The organism is Streptomyces sp. NPDC091289 (assembly GCF_044757365.1).
In the GTDB taxonomy this organism is placed as follows: domain Bacteria; phylum Actinomycetota; class Actinomycetes; order Streptomycetales; family Streptomycetaceae; genus Streptomyces.
Genome location: NZ_JBIVUT010000026.1, coordinates 125,981 through 143,576, shown reverse-complemented (window position 1 = coordinate 143,576; position 17,596 = coordinate 125,981). Strand labels below are relative to the sequence as shown.

General features: G+C 74.4%; 15 protein-coding genes and 1 pseudogene. 8 read left to right on the top strand and 8 right to left on the bottom strand.

From position 1 onward, the window contains the following. Positions 1 to 386, bottom strand: a pseudogene (locus ACIQPT_RS30535) (coagulation factor 5/8 type domain-containing protein); the annotation flags it as partial. Positions 387 to 708: 322 nt separating this feature from the next. On the opposite strand from ACIQPT_RS30535, the gene ACIQPT_RS30530 reads away from it, so the two are divergent. Further along, positions 709 to 1,212, top strand: coding sequence for a DUF4265 domain-containing protein (locus tag ACIQPT_RS30530; RefSeq protein ID WP_401160530.1), 504 nt, complete (start codon positions 709 to 711; stop codon positions 1,210 to 1,212). 191 nt (positions 1,213 to 1,403) lie between these two features. Here ACIQPT_RS30530 and ACIQPT_RS30525 read toward each other — a convergent pair whose 3' ends face one another. Together ACIQPT_RS30525 and ACIQPT_RS30520 are read right to left on the bottom strand one after the other, a co-directional pair. After that, a complete protein-coding gene (locus ACIQPT_RS30525; protein ID WP_401160528.1) occupies positions 1,404 to 1,988 on the bottom strand; it encodes a sugar O-acetyltransferase in 585 nt (194 codons plus the stop codon). Beyond that, a complete protein-coding gene (locus ACIQPT_RS30520; RefSeq protein ID WP_401160526.1) occupies positions 1,985 to 3,238 on the bottom strand; it encodes an MFS transporter in 1,254 nt (417 codons plus the stop codon). The genes ACIQPT_RS30525 and ACIQPT_RS30520 overlap by 4 nt, the downstream gene beginning before the upstream one ends. A 124-nt stretch (positions 3,239 to 3,362) precedes the next feature. Here ACIQPT_RS30520 and ACIQPT_RS30515 point away from each other — a divergent pair, with 124 nt between their 5' ends. From ACIQPT_RS30515 to ACIQPT_RS30495, 5 genes are all read left to right on the top strand, one after another. Next, positions 3,363 to 4,340, top strand: a complete 978-nt coding sequence (locus tag ACIQPT_RS30515; protein WP_401160524.1) for a winged helix-turn-helix domain-containing protein — start codon at positions 3,363 to 3,365, stop codon at positions 4,338 to 4,340. 241 nt (positions 4,341 to 4,581) lie between these two features. After that, positions 4,582 to 7,260 (top strand): class III lanthionine synthetase LanKC, encoded by a 2,679-nt coding sequence (gene lanKC / locus ACIQPT_RS30510; protein ID WP_401160522.1) that lies wholly within the window; start codon positions 4,582 to 4,584, stop codon positions 7,258 to 7,260. 61 nt (positions 7,261 to 7,321) lie between these two features. Then, positions 7,322 to 7,453 carry a SapB/AmfS family lanthipeptide gene (locus ACIQPT_RS30505; RefSeq protein ID WP_401160520.1) on the top strand — a complete coding sequence of 44 codons (132 nt, stop codon included), beginning with the start codon at positions 7,322 to 7,324 and terminating at the stop codon, positions 7,451 to 7,453. Positions 7,454 to 7,557: 104 nt separating this feature from the next. Then, entirely contained in the window at positions 7,558 to 9,339 is a 1,782-nt protein-coding gene (locus tag ACIQPT_RS30500; protein WP_401160518.1) for an ATP-binding cassette domain-containing protein, read from the top strand. A gap of 16 nt (positions 9,340 to 9,355) precedes the next feature. Next, complete coding sequence (locus ACIQPT_RS30495; protein ID WP_401160516.1) at positions 9,356 to 11,281, top strand: ATP-binding cassette domain-containing protein; 1,926 nt, start codon at positions 9,356 to 9,358, stop codon at positions 11,279 to 11,281. On the opposite strand, the gene ACIQPT_RS30490 is transcribed toward ACIQPT_RS30495, so the two are convergent. From ACIQPT_RS30490 to ACIQPT_RS30480, 3 genes are all read right to left on the bottom strand, one after another. Next, positions 11,250 to 11,855, bottom strand: coding sequence for a LuxR C-terminal-related transcriptional regulator (locus ACIQPT_RS30490; protein WP_401160514.1), 606 nt, complete (start codon positions 11,853 to 11,855; stop codon positions 11,250 to 11,252). The two genes, ACIQPT_RS30495 and ACIQPT_RS30490, sit on opposite strands and share 32 nt — an antisense overlap. 253 nt (positions 11,856 to 12,108) lie before the next feature. Further along, positions 12,109 to 12,990 (bottom strand): transglutaminase-like domain-containing protein, encoded by an 882-nt coding sequence (locus ACIQPT_RS30485; RefSeq protein ID WP_401160512.1) that lies wholly within the window; start codon positions 12,988 to 12,990, stop codon positions 12,109 to 12,111. 43 nt (positions 12,991 to 13,033) lie between these two features. Next, positions 13,034 to 14,053 carry a GNAT family N-acetyltransferase gene (locus ACIQPT_RS30480; protein ID WP_401160510.1) on the bottom strand — a complete coding sequence of 340 codons (1,020 nt, stop codon included), beginning with the start codon at positions 14,051 to 14,053 and terminating at the stop codon, positions 13,034 to 13,036. Positions 14,054 to 14,170: 117 nt separating this feature from the next. Between ACIQPT_RS30480 and fdxA the strand changes: the two genes are divergently transcribed. Both fdxA and dapC read left to right on the top strand, forming a co-directional pair. Then, entirely contained in the window at positions 14,171 to 14,491 is a 321-nt protein-coding gene (fdxA, locus tag ACIQPT_RS30475) for a ferredoxin (protein ID WP_018956287.1), read from the top strand. A 113-nt stretch (positions 14,492 to 14,604) separates the two neighbouring features. Then, complete coding sequence (gene dapC, locus ACIQPT_RS30470; RefSeq protein ID WP_401160508.1) at positions 14,605 to 15,699, top strand: succinyldiaminopimelate transaminase; 1,095 nt, start codon at positions 14,605 to 14,607, stop codon at positions 15,697 to 15,699. A 95-nt stretch (positions 15,700 to 15,794) separates the two neighbouring features. Here the strand turns inward: dapC and ACIQPT_RS30465 are convergent, their stop codons facing one another. Both ACIQPT_RS30465 and ACIQPT_RS30460 read right to left on the bottom strand, forming a co-directional pair. Further along, the gene (locus ACIQPT_RS30465) at positions 15,795 to 16,346 is read right to left on the bottom strand and encodes an ATP-binding protein (RefSeq protein WP_401160506.1); all 552 of its coding nucleotides are present in this window, start codon (positions 16,344 to 16,346) and stop codon (positions 15,795 to 15,797) included. A gap of 291 nt (positions 16,347 to 16,637) precedes the next feature. Next, positions 16,638 to 17,567: a hypothetical protein gene (locus ACIQPT_RS30460; protein ID WP_401160504.1), complete on the bottom strand. Its 930-nt coding sequence runs from the start codon at positions 17,565 to 17,567 to the stop codon at positions 16,638 to 16,640. Positions 17,568 to 17,596: the final 29 nt, after the last annotated feature.

The window sequence follows — 17,596 nt, the reverse complement described above, 5'->3', positions numbered from 1 at the left end:
CAGCCCGCGTCGACCGTGACGTCGCCGTTGAACGTGGTGTCGTTCGGGTTGAGGCCGAGGCCCGCGATCTGTGTGTAGAAGCCGATCTGCGCGTTGATGTTGTCGTACGTGCCCGGCTTGAACATCAGCGCGTAGCGGTCGGTGCCGAACTGCGCCGACTCCTGCTTCTTGAAGATCTCGTCGACCTTGCCCTGGATGTCGGGCGTGGACGGGTCGAAGACATGGACGTTGGGGCCGAGGTCGCCGCCGCCCGGCACGGCCTGGACCTCTTCGCCGAACGCGGTCTGGGCCGTGGGCACGGCCATGAGCATCGCCACGGCGAGCGCGGCGAACCCGAGGGACCTGGTCCGGCGGCGGGTGCGTGGTGCGGTGGGGGGAGCATGCATGGGGTACGTCTCCTGGGTCGTGGTACGTGTGCACGACGAACGGACGAGAGAGCCTTTGGGGGAGGCACTGGGAGAGCGCTCTCTCGTTACGGTGATGTTTCCCCGGTGAGCCTGTACGCGTCAAGAGGTGTGCATCAGGAGCCTCAGAAGATGTCGCTGAATCCAACAACTGGCGTCGAGCGCCAGGAAATTGGCCGTTGTGGTGCGGCGGGCGCGCTCCTTGGCTTCAGAAGCTGATGTCGTGCCTGGTCGTCGTGGTGTGCGTCGCGGCGGTCCTCGTCGTGGACAGGCGGACGCGCCGTGCGCGGGGGACCATGGGGCCATGAGTTCCCCCGCCGGACCGGTGCGCCCGCCCCGCGAAGCCGATCAGATCAAGGTCTGGTTCCGCTGCGTCCCGCGTGAGGGCCGGCTGCCGTACGAGACGGAGGGGTTGTGGGCGACGCGGCTCGGCCCGGACACCGCGCGGGTGGACAACGTGCCCTTCCTCCGGGACGGGGTCGCCGAGGGGGAGACCGTACGGTTTCGGACGGACGACGACGGTGTGCACTGGGCCGCCGGCCGGGTGGCGGACTCGGGCAACTGCACCGTACGGGTGCTGCCCGTGCCGGACGGCCCGCTCGGGCGCGACGCGCGGGCCGTGCACGAGCGGCTCGCCGGCTTCGGGCTCACGGGCGAGGTCTTCAGCGCCGAGTTCCCGCTGGTCGCCCTGACCGTGCCCGGCGGTGCGGATCTGCGCGGGATCAAGGCGCTGCTCGCCCGGGGCCGGGACGAGGGCTGGTGGCACTTCGAGGTCTCGTGCGTCACCGATGCCTGGCGGGCGGCGTAGCACCGGAGGCGACGCGGCCGGCCAGGTGCCGCATCCGGGTCGTTACGCTCCCGCCGCATCCGGGTCGTTACGCTCCCGCCGCATCCGGGTCGTTACGCTGCCGCCTCGTCCGGGGCGTCACGCTCCCGCCTCGTCCGAGGCGTCACGCTCCCGCCTCGTCCGAGGGGCTACGCCCGGTCTCGACCGAAGGGTTACGCCTCCGCCTCGCCGATCTTCCGGATCACCCGGGCCGGGTTGCCGACGGCCACCACGTTCGCGGGCAGGTCCTTCGTGACGACCGCCCCCGCGCCGACCACCGTGTTCTCGCCGATGGTCACCCCGGGGCAGACGATCACCCCGCCGCCCAGCCACACGTTGTCGCCGATGGTGATCGGCTGCGCGGCCTCCCACTTGGCGCGGCGCGGCTCCGGGTCGACGGGGTGGGTCGGGGTGAGCAGCTGGACGTTCGGGCCCATCTGGACGTCCGCGCCGATGGTGATGCGGGCGACGTCCAGGAGGACCGCGCCGAAGTTGATGAACGTCCGGGGGCCGATGGTGGTCTGGTAGCCGTAGTCGACCCGCAGCGGCGGCCGGACCTCCACGCCCTCGCCCAGCTCGCCCAGGAGCTCGGTCAGCACGGCGCGCCGGGCCTCGGGGTCGGCGGCCGAGGTGGCGTTGTACCGCTCGCTCAGCACGGCCGCGTGCAGCGCCTCCGCCGCCAGCTCGGGGTCGTCGGCGATGTACGGCTCGCCGGAGAGCATGGCTTCCTTCTGGCCGGTCCTGGTCTCGTCGCTCATGTGGTCTCTTCCGTGCGGGGTGTACGGGACGCTCGCGGTGATCCGTGCGCCCCTGGGGTCTGTCGTCCCAGCAGTCTGCCCCCGACCTCCCCGGACCGGTCACGCAGCCCCGGGGCCAGCGCCAGCGTCACCGCCACCGAGAGCCCCGCGACGGCCGCCATGCCCGTCGCGGGGGAGGTCAGCTGGGCGATGCCGCCCGCCACGGCCGCGCCCACCCCCTGCATCGCGAGCATCCCCGAGGAACTCAGCCCGAGCGCCTGGCCGCTCAGCTCCTGCGGGGTGAGAGCCATCAGCCGTTCCTGGAGCAGCAGACTCGCGGCGAAGCCCACGCTCGCCAGGACGACCACCGCCAGCGCGAGGGGCAGCCCCGGCCGCAGGGCGAAGAGGAGATACGGCGCGGCCAGCAGCAGCCGGAGCGGAGCCCCCAGCCGCGCCCGCCATCGTGCGGCGACGAACCGCCCGACCAGCGTGTCCCCGGCCAGCATGCCCAGGGCCCCGCCGGCGAAGAGGAGCCCGGCGTGCCCGGGCGCGTACGCCACGTACAGCGACTCGCAGCCGACGACGAGCCCGTTGGGCACCCACAGCGCCAGGAACACATACCGGCGCGGCGTCGACGACCAGAGCAGCGCGTTCGCCCGCCGGGTCTCCCGGACCGAGGGGCGGCCGGTGGCCCTCGGCGGCCGGGCGGTCAGCCCGAAGCGGGTCACGGCCGCCGCGACCCCGTACAGGGCCGCCCCGATCAGCAGCGTGCCGCGCGCCGAGAACACCGCCACCAGCAGCCCGCCCACCGCGAACCCGCAGATCTGCATCGCGCCGCCCGTCATGTTGAGCACGGAGCGGCCGAGCAGGAATCCCTCGCGCGGAACGATCTCGTTGAGCAGCCCGTACCGTACGCCCCCGCCCGGTGACGCGAGCACGCCCACCACCAGCAGGACGGCGAACGCGGCCCACAGCGGCAGTCCGGGGGCGGCCTGGACGCAGGCGGCCCCCGCGGACAGCAGGGCCAGGGCGGTCAGCGCGGCGCGCGGCGGCAGCCGGTCCGCCGCCGACAGCAGGGTGAGCGCCCCGGCGACCTGGGCCAGCGACGGGCCGAACATCGCCAGCGCCGACAGCAGCGGCGAGCCCGTCCGTGTGTACACGAGGGTGCCCAGGGCCAGGCCGGTCGCGGTCTGGGCGGCCGTCTGCACGGAGACGGCGGCGAAGAAGGGGGTGAACTCCGGGGTCCGGAACAGTTCGCGGTAGGTGCGCATGGGGTGGAGTCTCCGGACGCCGCCGCCGGGGCCGTTACTGTTTCGCACGGATGCGAAAGCCCGGGGCGGGAAGCGCGTACGGGAACGGCGGGATACGCGTACGGGGAGCGGGGAGGCGGTCCGTGTGGGCTGGTGGCAGGTCGGTGCGGACACGCTCGCGGACAGCCGGTTCGTCGTCTCGCCGCTCGCGGAGACCGTCGCGAGCCTGATGGTCCTGGAGCGGGCCACCGCCGCGCACCCGGGGGAGCGCGCCTGGCTGGAGACCCATCTGCCCGCGTACCGGCGACGGGCGGCCGGCGATCCACTCTCCGCGCTGGTGATCCGCTCCGCCCTCGCGCCCCGCTGGACCGCCGACTTCCTCACCCCCGCACCCGTCCCCGCCCCGCCCGGCCAAGCCCCGTCCGCCTTCGCCGAGGAGGTCGCGCGGATCCGGGCCACCCCGCCCGCCCGGGCCCGCGCCGAACTGGCCGAGGCGCTGCGCGGGCCGCTGCCCGCCGCACTGGACCGGGACGACCTGGCCGAGCGCGCCGCCGACACCGTGGAGTGGGTCTGGACGCACACCGTGCTGCCCGACTGGCCGAGGCGGCGGCGGGTCCTGGAGGCCGATGTGATCGCCCGCGCGGCCCAGTTGGGGCAGGGCGGCTGGGCCGAGGCGCTCAACGGGATGCGCCCCGGCATCCGTTGGCTCGGCGGCAGCAGGCTCCAGATCAACACGCACGACAACCCGCCCCGCGAACTGGGCCGTGCCCAACTCCTGTTCATCCCCGTCACCCCGCACCAGTGCTGGGTCTGCTGGGACGTTCCGCACCGGTACGGCGTGGTGTACCCGTGCTCGGGCGCGCTCGCCGAGGCCGACCGCGTCCCCGTGCCCGGGGCCCTGGGCGCGCTGATCGGCCCGGCGCGGGCGGCCGTCCTGGCGCTGCTGGCCTCCCCGCTCTCCACGACGCAGCTCGTCGCGCTGACCGGCCAGGGTCTTGGCTCGGTGGGCCGTCATCTGCGGATCCTGTTGGACGCCGGACTGGTCCGCCGCCGCCGGGCGGGCCGCTCCGTGCTCTATTTCCGTACGGAGGCGGGGGACGTGCTGGTGCACGGAGCGGGCTGAGGAGGGCTCGGAGCGCCCCGCGCACGCCCCCGTACGCCCCTGGTCCCGCACCCGGCCACAGCTGGGCGATCAGCACAAGCGCATCGGCGCGCGGTGCGCTCCGCATGGGCGGAGCGCACCGCGCGCGCATGTACGAGTCGTGACAACAGTGACTATGGGCACCCCTCGTCGTTGTGACAATTTCTCTCTCGCCGCGAACGACGTGAAAGAGACGTGAAAGAACCGAGCGAGGGGACCGTGCGTGAATCCGGAGTACGCCGCGTACTGCCAGGCGGACCGCCGCTTCTACGACGCACCCCACCGTTCCCCCGGACCGGGCGGAGCCGCCGACGAGGAGCGCTCGTCCTACGCGCCGCTCCGTGGCGCCGCACCCCGGGGCTGGACGCGCTCCCGGCGCGGCGACTGGCTCTCGTACAGCCCCGACGGGCTGCGACTGCCGCCCCAGGGCTGGAAGATCCACGTCTCCGCCGCCCTCGACAACGCGGCCTCCGTGCTGGACCGGGTCCTCGCCCACTGCCTGGAACACCGGCTGGCCTTCAAATGCGTACCGAATCCGGGGCTGTTGGCCCTGCGGAACGCCAAGTACGCGGACCGGGCGGGCAGCGGGAAGTTCATCACCGTCTACCCGCCGTCCGACGAGGCGTTCCCCGAGGTGTGCACCGCCCTGATGCAATTGCTCGAGGGCGAGCACGGCCCGTACATCCTGAGCGACCTCCGGTGCGGGAACGGGCCCGTGCACACCCGGTACGGGGCGTTCGCCGCCCGCTTCTGCGCCGGTCCGGACGGGCGGCCCGTGCTCGCCGTCGCCGACCCGCAGGGCCGGCTGGTCCCGGACGACCGGGGCCCGTCCTTCCGCGTCCCCTCCTGGGTGACCCCGCCCGGCTTCCTCATGCCGCACCTCGAAGCCCGCGCCGCCGTGGGCCTCGGGGACCTCCCGTACACCGTGGAGAAGGCGCTGCACTTCTCCAACGGCGGCGGGGTCTACCTCGGCCGCGACACCCGCACCGGCGAGCAGGTCGTCCTCAAGGAAGCCCGCCCGTACGCCGGTCTGGCCGCCGACGGGGCGGACGCCGTGGCCCGGCTGGAGCGGGAGAGGGCCGCGCTGGAGCGGTTGGCCGGGCTGGACTGCGTACCGGCCGTCCGGGACGTGTTCGAGGTCGGGGACCATCACTTCCTGGTCCTCCAGTACATCCCCGGCACCACCCTCAACACCGTCTTCGCGCGCCGCTTCCCGCTCGCCCGGCAGCACCCGTCACCCGGACTGCTCGCCGAACACGCCGCCTGGGCAGAGGAGTTGTACGGGCAGGTCGAGCGGGCCGTCGAGGCGGTGCACGGCCGGGGCATCGTCATCAGCGACCTGCACATGAGCAACGTCATGGTCGACGAGGAGAACGCGCGGATCGTCCTGCTCGACTTCGAGGCGGCCTCCCCGGCCGCCGAGCGCCGCCGTCAGATCGTCGCCAATCCGGCCTTCGTCGCCCCGCCCGACCGGCGCGGCGCCGACATCGACCGCTACGCGCTGGCCTGTCTGCGGCTCGCCCTGTATCTGCCGCTCACCACGCTGTTCGGCATCGACCGCACGAAGGCCGTCGGCCTGGCGCGGGACATCGCCCGTGTCTTCCCGGTCACCGAGGAGGCGCTGCGGCCCGCGGTGGCGGAGATCCTGCGCGGCACGGGGGAGCCCGCCCGCACCTCTGCTCCCGCTCCCGCTCCTGTTTCCGCTTCCGCTCCTGCTTCTGTTTCCGCTCCCGATGCCCTTCCGCACCCCGGCGACTGGCCGCGCAGCCGTGACGCGATGGTCCGGGCCATCACCGCCTCCTGCACGCCGGAGCGCGAGGACCGCTGCTTCCCCGGGGACATCGCCCAGTTCGCCACGGCCACCGGCGGTCAGTCCTTCGCGTATGGGGCGGCCGGCGTGCTCTACGCCCTCCACGAGACGGGCGCCCCGCCGTGCGCACCGGCCGAGGACTGGCTCCTGCGGCACGCCAAGGACCCGGCCTCCGGCAGCCCCCTCGGCTTCTACGACGGGCTCACCGGCATCGCCTGGACCCTCCACCGGATCGGCCGCACCGCCGAGGCCGCCGACCTCCTCCGGATCATCCTCGACCAGCCCCTGGAGGGCCTCGCGCCCGGTCTTCACCACGGGTACGCGGGCATCGGCCTCGCCCTCGACGACCTGGCCCGCACCGCGTGCGCCGCCGACGCCCCTGCGCTGTCCGCCGCCGCGGCCCGCTGCACCGCCCTCGCCGTCCGCGCCCTCGTCGACGGTCCGCCGTCGTCCCGCACCGGACTGCTGCACGGCGCGAGCGGCATCGCCCTGCTGCTGATACGCCGGTACGCGACCACCGGCGACGCCGCCCTGCTCGGCCTGGCGGCCACCGCGCTCCGCCGCGACCTGGAACGGTGCCTGGCCGGGGACGACGGCGAACTCCTCGTCGTCGAGGGCAAGCGGCTGATGCCGTACCTCGGTTCGGGCAGCGCCGGCATCGCGGCCGTCATCGACGCCTACCTGGCCCACCGCCCGGACCCGGAGCTCGAAGCGGCGGGCCGCGCCCTCCTGCCGGCCGCGCTCTCCGCGTTCTACGTCCAGCCCGGACTGCTCCGCGGCTCGGCCGGACTCCTGACGCACCTCGCGGCCACCCCACTGTGCGAGGCGGCCGACCGGGAGCGCGGCATCGCCCGCCACACCGACCTGCTGGGCAGCCACGCCGTGCCGTACGGCGACGGACTCGCCTTCCCCGGCGAGCAGTTGATGCGGCTGTCGATGGACCTGGCCACCGGGACCGCCGGCGCTCTCCTCGCCCTGGGCGCCGCGTTCGGCGGCCCCACCGGACTTCCCTTCCTGCCCGTCGCTCCGGCGGCACACCCCCACCCCGGCCGCGTGAGCGGCCCCATGGACCGGCCCCGTCAGGGGTCGTAACCGCACCACCGTTCAGCACCACCGTCCAGCACCACAACCGTCCCCGAAAGGACACCTCATCATGGCGCTTCTCGACCTTCAGGCGATGGACACCCCGGCCGAGGACTCCTTCGGCGAGCTCGCCACGGGCAGCCAGGTCTCGCTGCTGATCTGTGAGTACAGCTCGCTCAGCGTGGTCCTCTGCACCCCGTGACCCGCCCCGGTCGGCCCGCGGGTGATCCTCACCGGCGGGCCGGCCGGCCACGTGCCCGCAGGAACGCCCGTGGGAACGCCCGCAGGAACAGGAAAGGCGACCCCGTGCGGCTGCACTCGAGCCCGAGCCCGAGGCCGGGCACGGCGTCCGGCATCCGGCGGCTCGCCCGGCGGCATCCGGCCGCCCTGAGCCTGCTCCTCCTCTGCTCCACCGGTGGCGCGCTCGCCGCCCTCGCCCTGCCCGCCGCCCTCGGCCACACCGTCGACCGGCTCGTCTCCGGCGGCCCCGTGCCCTGGTCCGGGCTGCTGCTCTGCGCCGCCCTGACCCTCGCCGAGACCGGGTTCGACGCGGCGGCCGCCGTGACCGGCACGACCACCACCGCCAAGCTCACCGCGTCCCTGCGCACCCGCACCGCCGCCCGGATCCTGGCCGCCGAACCCCGCCGCGCCCTCGCCCTGCCCACCGGCGACCTCACCGCCCGGCTCACCGCCCGCACCGCCGACGCCGCGGCCGCGCCCGTCACCGCCGCCGGAGCCGTCGCGGGCGTCCTGCTCCCGCTCGGCGCGGTCGTCGGCCTCCTCCTCATCGACGTCTGGACGGCCGCCGCCCTCCTCCTGGGCGCACCCCTCCTCGTCGCGCTGCTGCGGACCTTCACCCGCCGGACCGCCGACGCCGGGGCCGACTACCAGCGCGCCCAGTCGCTCATCGCCCACCGGCTCACCGAGGCCCTGGAGGGCGCCGACACCATCCGCGCCGCCCGCACCGGGGCCCGCGAGCACCGCCGCGTCCTGGAACCCCTGCCCACCCTCGCCGGACACGGCAGGCGCACCTGGGCGGTGTACGGGCGGGCCGTCGGCCGCAGCGGCCTCCTGCTGCCCCTGCTCATGCTGCTGGTCCTCGCGGTCGCCGGACTCCGGCTCGGCGCGGGCGCGATCGGCGTCGGCGACCTGGTCGCCGCCTCCCGCTACGCGAGCCTCGCCGTCGGCATCGGCGCCCTGACCGGCGCGCTCGGCGCCCTCGCCCGCAGCCGTGCCGCCGCCCACAGCCTGGAGCCCCTCCTCACCCTCGAACCGCTGCCGCACCGCGGCCTGACCCCGGTGCCCGACGCACCCGGGCACCTCGAACTCCGGAACGTCGGCGTCCAACAGGAAGGTGACGGCGAACCGCTGCTGACCGGCGTCCACCTCACCGTCCCCGGCGGCACGTCCCTCGCCGTCGTCGGGCGCTCCGGCTCCGGCAAGTCGGTGCTCGCCGCGGTCGCCGGGCGGCTGCTCGACCCGGACACCGGCAGCGTGCTGCTGGACGGCGTCCCGATAGACGGCATGGAACCGGCCCGGCTGCGCCGCGAGGTGGCGTACGCCTTCGCCCGCCCCGCCCTCCCCGGCGCCACCGTCGAGGACACGATCGCCTTCGGGCCCTGGACCGCCTCGCCCGAAGCCGTACGCGACGCCGCCCGCGCGGCCCGCGCCGACGGGTTCCTCGCGCTGCTCCCGTACGGCTACGCGACCCCGGTCGCCGACGCCCCGCTCTCCGGCGGCGAGCGCCAACGCCTCGGCCTGGCCCGCGCGTTCGCCCACCCGGGCCGCCTGCTGATCCTCGACGACGCGCTGTCCAGCCTCGACACCGTGACCGAGCACCACGTCCGGCGCGCGCTGGACGCCCGGGCCGGCCGCTGCACCCGGATCATCGTCGCCCACCGGCTGTCCTCGGCCGCGCGGGCGGACCGGGTCGCCTGGCTGGAGGACGGCCGGCTCCGCGCGACGGGCCGCCACGACGACCTGTGGGCGGACCCGGACTACCGGGCGGTCTTCCGCACGGACGCACCGGGCGAGCACCTGGAGCGGTCCGGAGCGCGGATCGCGGAGGCGGAGGCGGAGGCCCGATGAAGGACGACGAGGCCCGATGAAGAGCGACAAGGCACGCCCCCAGCCCACCGCTCCGCGCGAGGCGCACCCCCAGCCCACCGCTCCGCGCGAGGCGCACCCCCAGCCCACCGCTCCGCGCGAGGCGCACCCCCAGCCCACCGCCCCGCGCGAGGCACGCCCTCGCCCCGACGCGACGGGCGGAACACCCCTGCGCAGGGTCGGCCGTGAGGCCCGGCCCTTCCTGCGGGCCCGCACCGGTGTGATCCTGCGGCTGGCCGGCTGGTCCCTGCTGGAGTTCGGGCAGACCTTCCTCGGCGGGTATGGCGTCGCCCGCGCGCTCGACGACGGCTTCCTCGCCGGACGCCCGCTGACCGGCCTCCTCTGGCTGGCCCTCGCCGCCCTCGCCGTGCTGCCCGCCGTGCCCGCCGCCCGCGGCGTGTTCGGCCGGCTCGCGGACCTGGTGGAGCCGCTGCGCGACGGACTGGTCCGGCGCGCCGTGTCCCGGGCGCTGTCCGGCGCGCTCGCCCACCCGTCCGGAGACGTCAGTACCCGGTCCCTCTCCCAGGTCACCCATCAGAGTGAGATCGCCCGCGACGGCTGGGCCGGACTCGTCCTGACACTGCGCTCGTTCGTGTTCACGGCCGCTGGGGCCGTCACCGGCCTGCTGGCCCTCTCGCCCGCCCTCCTCCTGATCGTGCTGCCCCCGCTGGCCCTGGGAGCCGCCCTGTTCCTCGGCACCCTGCCGCCGATGGCCGCCCGCCAGCGCGACTACCTCGCCGCCGACGAGGCGTACGCCGCCCACGCGGGCCGGCTCGCCGCCTCCGTACGCGACATCGCCGCCGCCGGAGCCGCCGGGCGGACGGTGGCCGAGTCCCGGACCCTCGCCGGGGCCCAGCTCGCCGCCTCCCGTTCGCTGGCCCGCTGGTCGGCCGTACGGGTGCTGGCCCTCGCCGTCTGCGGCCGGTTCCCTCCGCTCCTGCTGCTCCTTGCTGCGCCCTGGCTTCTGCGGAACGGGCTCACGCCGGGTGCGCTGGTCGGCGCGCTGACCTACCTCACCCAGGCGCTCGCCCCCGCCGTCCAGGCGCTGATGACCATGCTGGGCACCGTCGGGGGCCGCCTCGTCGTGGTCCTGGACCGGTTCACGGACGCGCCGCCCCCGCCCGCAGAGGACCCGCCGCCACCCGCCCGGGTCGCCGCCCCGCCGCCGCGCGGCACCCCGGTCGCCGAACTCCATGAGGTCACCTTCGCGTACGGGCCCGGCGCCCACCCCGTCCTGGACCGGCTCTCCCTGACCATCGGGGCCGACGAGCACCTGGCGGTCGTCGGGCCGAGCGGCAGCGGCAAGTCGACCCTGGCCGCCGTCCTCGCCGGGACCGAGCGGCCCACCGGGGGAGCGGTGCGGTGGCGCGGGCGGCCGGTGCGCCCGGCCGACGCCACCTCCGTACGCGTCCTGCTGCCCCAGCACGCCTATGTGTTCAGCGGATCGCTGCGGGACAACCTCCGCTACCTCCGCCCCGACGCCCGCGACCGGGAGATCGCGGCCATGGCGGACGCCCTCGGCCTGGACGCGCTGCTGTCCCGGCTCGGCTCCCTGGACGCGGACGTCGAACCGGACCGGCTCTCCCAGGGTGAACGGCAACTCGTCGCCCTGGGCCGGGCCTACCTCGCCGCCCCGCCGCTGCTGATCCTCGACGAGGCCACCAGCCGGCTCGACCCGGCCGCCGAGACCCGCGCCGAGCTGGCGTTCGCCGCCCTGCCGGGCGCGCTGGTCGTCGTCGCCCACCGGCTCAGCTCGGCCCGCCGCGCCGGGCGGACCCTGGTGATGGACGGCCCGCGCACCCAGTGCGGCACCCCCGGCGAACTCCTGCGTTCCTGCGCCCTCTACCGGGACCTGGCAGGCCTCTGGGAGCCGGAGGACGAAGGGCGCGGCATCAGATCCACCCCGCCTCCTTCGCCCGTCTGATCGCGTCCAGCCGATTGCGCGCCCCGGACTTCCGTATGGCGGCGGCCAGATAATTGCGGACCGTTCCCGGCGTCAGGTGCAGTCGAGCGGCTATCCCGGCCACGGTGTCACCCCCTTCGGCCATCGAGAGCACACTCAATTCCCGCGGCGATAACGGCATGTCGGCCACCTGGAGGAGGCTGAAGGCCAGCGACTCGTCGATATGCCGTCCGCCGTCCGCCAGTTTGTGCATCACCTCGGACAGATCGTCCACCGGGCGGTACTTGTCGATGTAGCCGAGCGCCCCCGCCTCGTACGCCCGTCGCAGACCGCGCGGCCGGTCGCTCCTGGTGAGCACGGCGAGCGGACACGGCCCGCCGTCCGGTGCGGTCATCGTCCTCACCTCGTCCAGGACGTCCAGTGCGCCCGGACAGTCGAGGTCGGTGAGGATCACATCGGGGCCCGGCCCGTGCAGCGCGGCGCGTATCGCACCGTGTTCGGCGGTGCGGACCTCTATGCCCCGCCCCGTGCCGAGGAGCGAGGCCAGCGATGCGCGCCACAACGGCACGGTGTGGACCAACAGCACGGTTGTCATCAATCTGCCCTCAGCTTTTCTCTTCCGGCCCCGCCCGACGCGGAATGCGACGAGCTGTACGCATCCGGTGACGGGTTTCCAGTTGAGCGCATGGGCATTCACGTACGCCGACGAACGGGCCGAATAACACGCCCGTTGGGCGCGGAAGGGGGCGTTCGGATGCAAAACGGGAGCGCACATCGCCCACGGACCCATCCGTCTCGCCACCGCAGGGGGGTCAGGAGGGCGGGCTTTTCCTCGCCGGAGGGTCGGTTCAGTTCAGCAGGGCGCGTGCGGCATGGGCCTTGCGCCGGACGTTCTCGGCCGTCGTCGGCTCGATCTCGTCGAGGATCTCCGCATACTCCTCCATCTCCGCCGCCCCGCGCAGGAACTCACCGCGCTGGACGAGGAGCTGGGCGTGCTCGTAGCGGAGCCTGGCCGGATGCGAGGGCAGGAGCAGGGACAGCTCCACCGCCCACAGGGCCACGTCCGTGCGCTCGGGCCGGGCCGCCGCCCATGCCCGGACGTTGTTCAGGATCCGCAGCACGATCTCCAGCGGGCGCGCGGGCACCATCATCGACGGCTCCAGCGCCGCCCCGGTCGCCCCCGTGACCAGCAGCTCCGCGTCCTGACCGGTCAGCGGTGCGCCCCCGGCGAACGGATCGGCCAGCACCGGCTGCTCCGGATCGCCGAAGCCGACCACGAAGTGGCCGGGCAGCGCCACCCCGTACACCGGGGCGCCCGCCCGCCTGGCGACCTCGATCCAGACGACCGACAGCAGGATCGGCAGGCCCCGGCGGCGGCGCAGCACCTGCTGGAGGAGCGAGGAGTCCAGTCGCTGGTAGTCGACCGAGGAGCCGCCGAACCCGCAGCGTTCGCCGAGAAGTTCGGCCAGCGCCGAGGCCCAGCCGGCGGGGGAGCGGGAGCCGTACGGCAGCAGCCCCGCCAGCCGGTCCAGCTCGATCTGCGCGGCGTCGATGCCGTACGGGTCGGGGTCGTCCTCCCCCGGGACCACCGGGCGGACTTCGGCCGGGCCCGCCGGTCCGGCCTCCGCGCCCAGCAGCAGGCAGAGGAGGGCGAGGTCCGGCCGCTCGGACCGGGCCTCCTCGGCGAACTGCCGCCGTCGCTCGGCCGTCCCGGAATCCAGCGCACTCATATGCGACCCATGTCCCTGTCCCCGTGACCCACGGCGTGGTCCCTCACGCCGAGCGGTGGTGGCGGTAGTGGTGGTAGCGGTGGTGGGCCGCGAAGTCCATGCCGTCGTACAACCCCCGCGCTCCTTCATTGTCCTCCTCCACCTGGAGCCAGGCCGCCGATGCGCCCTCGTCCAGGGCCCGGCGGGCCAGCGCCGTCATCACGGCGGTGGCCAGCCCGCGCCGCCGCTGCTCCGGGGCGACCTCGACGGCCATGAAGCCGGCCCACCGCCCGTCCACGACACACCGGCCGATCGCCGCCGGCGGGGCCGCCGGATCCGCGCCCGGCTCACCCGGCACCGTGGCGAACCAGACCGAAGGGCCGCTGCCCAGCACCCGCAGCACATGGGGCCCGGGGGTGGAGAAGCGCTGGTAGCGGGCGAGCCAGGCCGCGTCCGGCTCACGGGTCAGCCGGACCGCCGACACGTCCGCGTCCCGGTCACCGACCGGTGCCAGCGCGGCGATCCGCACCTCCGCCGAGACCTCGCGCCGCCAGCCGTGCCGCTCCAGCTCCGCGCAGAGGATCTCCTGCGTGCCCTCGGCCCCGGTCGCCGTCTGGACGTACGCGGGCAGGCCCCGCTCCTCGTACCAGTCGCGGACCCGCCCCAGCGCGTCGCCGAGCGGCAGGCCCGGATCGCCGAGCGGCAGCGCGGAGTTGGCGCGCCGGGTGAAGCCCCCGGCGGCGCGCAGCCGCCAGTCGCCCAGCGGCTCGCTCTCCACCGGCTGCCAGGCGCGCGCGGTGACGGTGGCCAGCTCCTCGAAGGAGGCGGCGGGGCCCCGCCGACGGGCCGGCGCGGCGGGCACGACCTTGCCCGCGACCAGTGCGGATTCCACGATGTGGACGGACTCCCCGCTCTTTCGTGTGATCGAGAGCACACCGTGGTCCCATGATGTGAGCACCCCGACCGTGTCGGTGAACTCCGCGCCCGTACCGCCGCCGTCCGTCCGGCGCCGCACGGACACGCGTTTGCCCACGTCAGCGGGGGTGATACGGACTTCCAGCCGTCCGCCGATGGTGAATTCCACAGCTCTCTCCGCCCCTCCTGTTCGGATCGTGCCCGAGAACGGAGATACTAGGGGCGGGCATCGACGACGCCGCGCTCCCGCGCGAGAGCCAACGCCCTACCGAGGAGGAACGACAGCGTGACCTACGTCATCGCGCAGCCTTGTGTCGACGTGAAGGACAAGGCCTGCATCGAAGAGTGCCCCGTCGACTGCATCTACGAGGGCCAGCGGTCCTTGTACATCCACCCGGACGAATGCGTCGACTGCGGAGCCTGTGAGCCGGTCTGCCCGGTCGAGGCCATCTTCTACGAGGACGACACTCCGGAGGAGTGGAAGGACTACTACAAGGCGAACGTCGAGTTCTTCGACGACCTCGGCTCGCCGGGCGGTGCTTCCAAGCTCGGACTCATCGAGCGCGACCACGCGTTCATCGCCGCACTGCCGCCGCAGAACCAGTAACCGGCGGCACCACAGAGCGCAGCCCGGTCCCGTACGGCTTGTCACCGTGCGGGACCGAGGCGTTTCCCCGTACGGCCGGGAACGGCCCGAGTCATCCGAGAAAGCAGAGTCCCGTGTCCGCACTCTCCTCCCGCCTCCCGGTCTTCCCCTGGGACAAGCTCGCGCCCTACAAGTCGACGGCCCAGGCCCACCCGGACGGCATCGTGGACCTGTCCGTCGGCACCCCGGTCGACCCGGTCCCCGAGCTGATCCGCAAGGCGTTGGTCGCCGCGGCCGACAGCCCCGGCTATCCCACGGTGTGGGGGACCGAGGCGCTGCGGGACGCGCTCACCGGCTGGGTCGAGCGCCGCCTCGGCGCGGCCGGCGTGACCCACGCCAACGTGCTGCCCGTCGTCGGCTCCAAGGAGCTGGTGGCCTGGCTGCCGACGCAGCTCGGGCTCGGCGCCGGTGACAAGGTCGCCTACCCCCGGCTCGCCTACCCGACGTACGAGGTCGGCGCCCGGCTCTGCGGTGCGGAGCCCGTCGCCTACGACGACCCGACCGAGCTGGACCCGGCGGGGCTGAAGCTGCTCTGGCTCAACTCGCCGTCCAACCCGACCGGGAAGGTCCTGCCCAAGGACGAGCTGACCCGGATCGTCGCCTGGGCGCGCGAGCACGGGATCCTGATCTTCAGCGACGAGTGCTACCTGGAGCTGGGCTGGGACGCCGAGCCGGTCTCGGTGCTCCACCCGGACGTCTGCGGCGGCCACTACGACGGCATCGTCGCCGTCCACTCGCTCTCCAAGCGCTCCAACCTGGCCGGCTACCGGGCCGCCTTCATCGCGGGCGACGCGGCCGTCCTCGGCGAGCTGCTGCTGATCCGCAAGCACGGCGGGATGATGACCGCCGCCCCGGTCCAGGCCGCCACCGTCGCCGCCCTCGGCGACGACGTGCACGTGTCCGAGCAGCGCGCCCGTTACGCGGACCGGCGCCTGGCCCTGCGCGCGGCCCTGGAGGCGCACGGCTTCCGGATCGAGCACAGCGAGGCGAGCCTCTACCTGTGGGCGACCCGCGACGAGCCGTGCTGGGAGACCGTGGCGTACCTCGCGGAGCTGGGCATCCTGGTGGCGCCCGGCGACTTCTACGGCCCGGCGGGCGCGAGCTTCGTCCGGGTGGCGTTCACCGCGACCGACGAGCGGGTCGCGGCGGCGGTCAAGCGCCTGTCCTGACCGGGTCGCCGCCGGAGCGGCGGCGACGCAACGCGCAGAGGGTCTCGGGAGTGCGCACTCCCGAGACCCTCTGCGCGTTGCTGTGCGGCGGCGGATCAGCCGCCGATGGGCAGACCGCCGAGCGCGTCGGTGGGCAGGCCGCCCTGGGTGAGGGAGTCGGTCGGCAGGCCGCCACCGAGCGCGTCCGTGGGCAGGCCCCCCTGGGTGAGCGCGTCCGTGGGCAGGCCGCCACCGAGTGCGTCGGTGGGCAGGCCGCCCTGGGTGAGGGCCTCCGTGGGCAGGCCGCCACCGGCGGCGTCGGCCACACCGCCCACGGCCTGGCCCGCGTTGCCCGCGGCCTGGCCGGCCGTCTCCTGGGCGGCCGGGATGGCCACCCCGGCGGACTTGCCGAGGGTTTGGCCCGCGGCGGGAACCGCCGTGCCGACGAGCCGGCCACCGGTCTCACCGGCCGCCTTGGTGCCCTGCTGGGCGGCGCTGTCCACGGTGGCGCCGAGGCCGGCGCCGTCCAGCGCGGTCAGCCCGCCCAGGTCCGGGGTCGCCGGGAGATCTGCGGCGCTCGCGGCGCCGGCCGCACCGACCACGGGGGCTGCCCCGGCGGCGATCAGCAGCGCGGCACGGGCGATCCGACGGGTCAGGGGGAGGGACATGATGCTCCTTCAGCGGTTTGTGCACGAATCTGTCTGTCCGGTGATCGGACGCACTGATCAACCGCTTCGGGGGAGGGGAAAGTTGCGGTGGGCAAAGGTAAAGAGTGAGTAATGCGTCCGATTATCCGCAGCGGAAGAACCCGGGCAAACGATCCATACCGCCGGAGTCCGATGAACCGTCACTTCCCTTGCGGGGCAAGGGAATCGGAGCAGGCCGGCCAGGCCGTGGGGCGTCGTGCGGAAAAGGTCCGGGGACGTGGCCCCCATGGTCCGAACGGGTGACGGGTCGTACTACTGGGCGACCTGGATCCTGACCGCCGACGTGCCCGTTTCCGTGCCCTTCGCGCGTTCCGTCCGCCAGCCCGTACCGGCGTCCCAGACCCGGTCCGCGTAGCTCACGCGCTCGATCCGCAGCGCCTCGGACTGCGCCACGGCCCAGTGCGCCAGCTCCCAGCCGCGCCGCGGCGAGGCCTTGTCCTCGGCCCGTGCCGAGGTCGCCGGGACGGGCACCGAGACGGTCGAGGAGGCGGACGCGCCCGCGGCCTTCGCGGCGGGCAGCACGTCCTTGCCGAAGGCCCGCACCAGCTCGGCCCGCACCCGCCCGGCATCCCCCGGACCGTCCGCCGTGGCCGTCGACGGGGTGCAGTTCAGCGAGGCCGGCCTGCGCCCGGTCAGCGCGGCGGCCAGCAGCGCGGCGTCCGGCTCGTGCTTCGCGTACGCCTGCGGGAAACCACTGCGCTGCACGCGCTGCGCGGCCACGGTCAGCGGCAGCCGCGAATAGCCCGGGACCTCGGCGAGATGGTCGTAGAACTCACCGGACGAATAGACCGGGTCCATGATCTGCTCGGGCGTGCCCCAGCCCTGCGAGGGCCGCTGCTGGAACAGCCCCAGCGAGTCCCGGTCCCCGTAGTCGATGTTGCGGAGCGTGGACTCCTGGAGCGCGGTGGCCAGGGCGATCGTCACCGCCCGCTCGGGCATGCCCCGGGTGGTGCCGACCGCGGAGATCGTCGCCGCGTTCACCGCCTGGGCCAGACTCATCTCGTACGTGTGTGACGTCCCGCCGTCCCCGTCGGAGGCCTCCACGACGCAGCGGGGCGGGTTCTTCGAGCCGGAGGAGTCGTACTGCACGGCCAGATAGCCGCCCAGGGCCGCGAGCACGGCGAAGGCCGCCGCGAATCGGATGATGCGGCTGCGGCGGGCGGGGCTGGCTGTCCGGGGCACGGGCCCACCGTACTGGAGGCCCCGGCCGG

Excerpts from the sequence above, each read along its gene's own strand:
- ACIQPT_RS30530 (WP_401160530.1), top strand. The coding sequence starts at position 709 with ATGAGTTCCCCCGCCGGACCGGTGCGCCCGCCCCGCGAAGCCGATCAG.
- ACIQPT_RS30525 (WP_401160528.1), bottom strand. The coding sequence starts at position 1,988 with ATGAGCGACGAGACCAGGACCGGCCAGAAGGAAGCCATGCTCTCCGGC.
- ACIQPT_RS30520 (WP_401160526.1), bottom strand. The coding sequence starts at position 3,238 with ATGCGCACCTACCGCGAACTGTTCCGGACCCCGGAGTTCACCCCCTTC.
- ACIQPT_RS30505 (WP_401160520.1), top strand. The coding sequence starts at position 7,322 with ATGGCGCTTCTCGACCTTCAGGCGATGGACACCCCGGCCGAGGACTCC.
- ACIQPT_RS30495 (WP_401160516.1), top strand. The coding sequence starts at position 9,356 with ATGAAGAGCGACAAGGCACGCCCCCAGCCCACCGCTCCGCGCGAGGCG.
- ACIQPT_RS30490 (WP_401160514.1), bottom strand. The coding sequence starts at position 11,855 with ATGACAACCGTGCTGTTGGTCCACACCGTGCCGTTGTGGCGCGCATCG.
- ACIQPT_RS30485 (WP_401160512.1), bottom strand. The coding sequence starts at position 12,990 with ATGAGTGCGCTGGATTCCGGGACGGCCGAGCGACGGCGGCAGTTCGCC.
- ACIQPT_RS30465 (WP_401160506.1), bottom strand. The coding sequence starts at position 16,346 with ATGTCCCTCCCCCTGACCCGTCGGATCGCCCGTGCCGCGCTGCTGATC.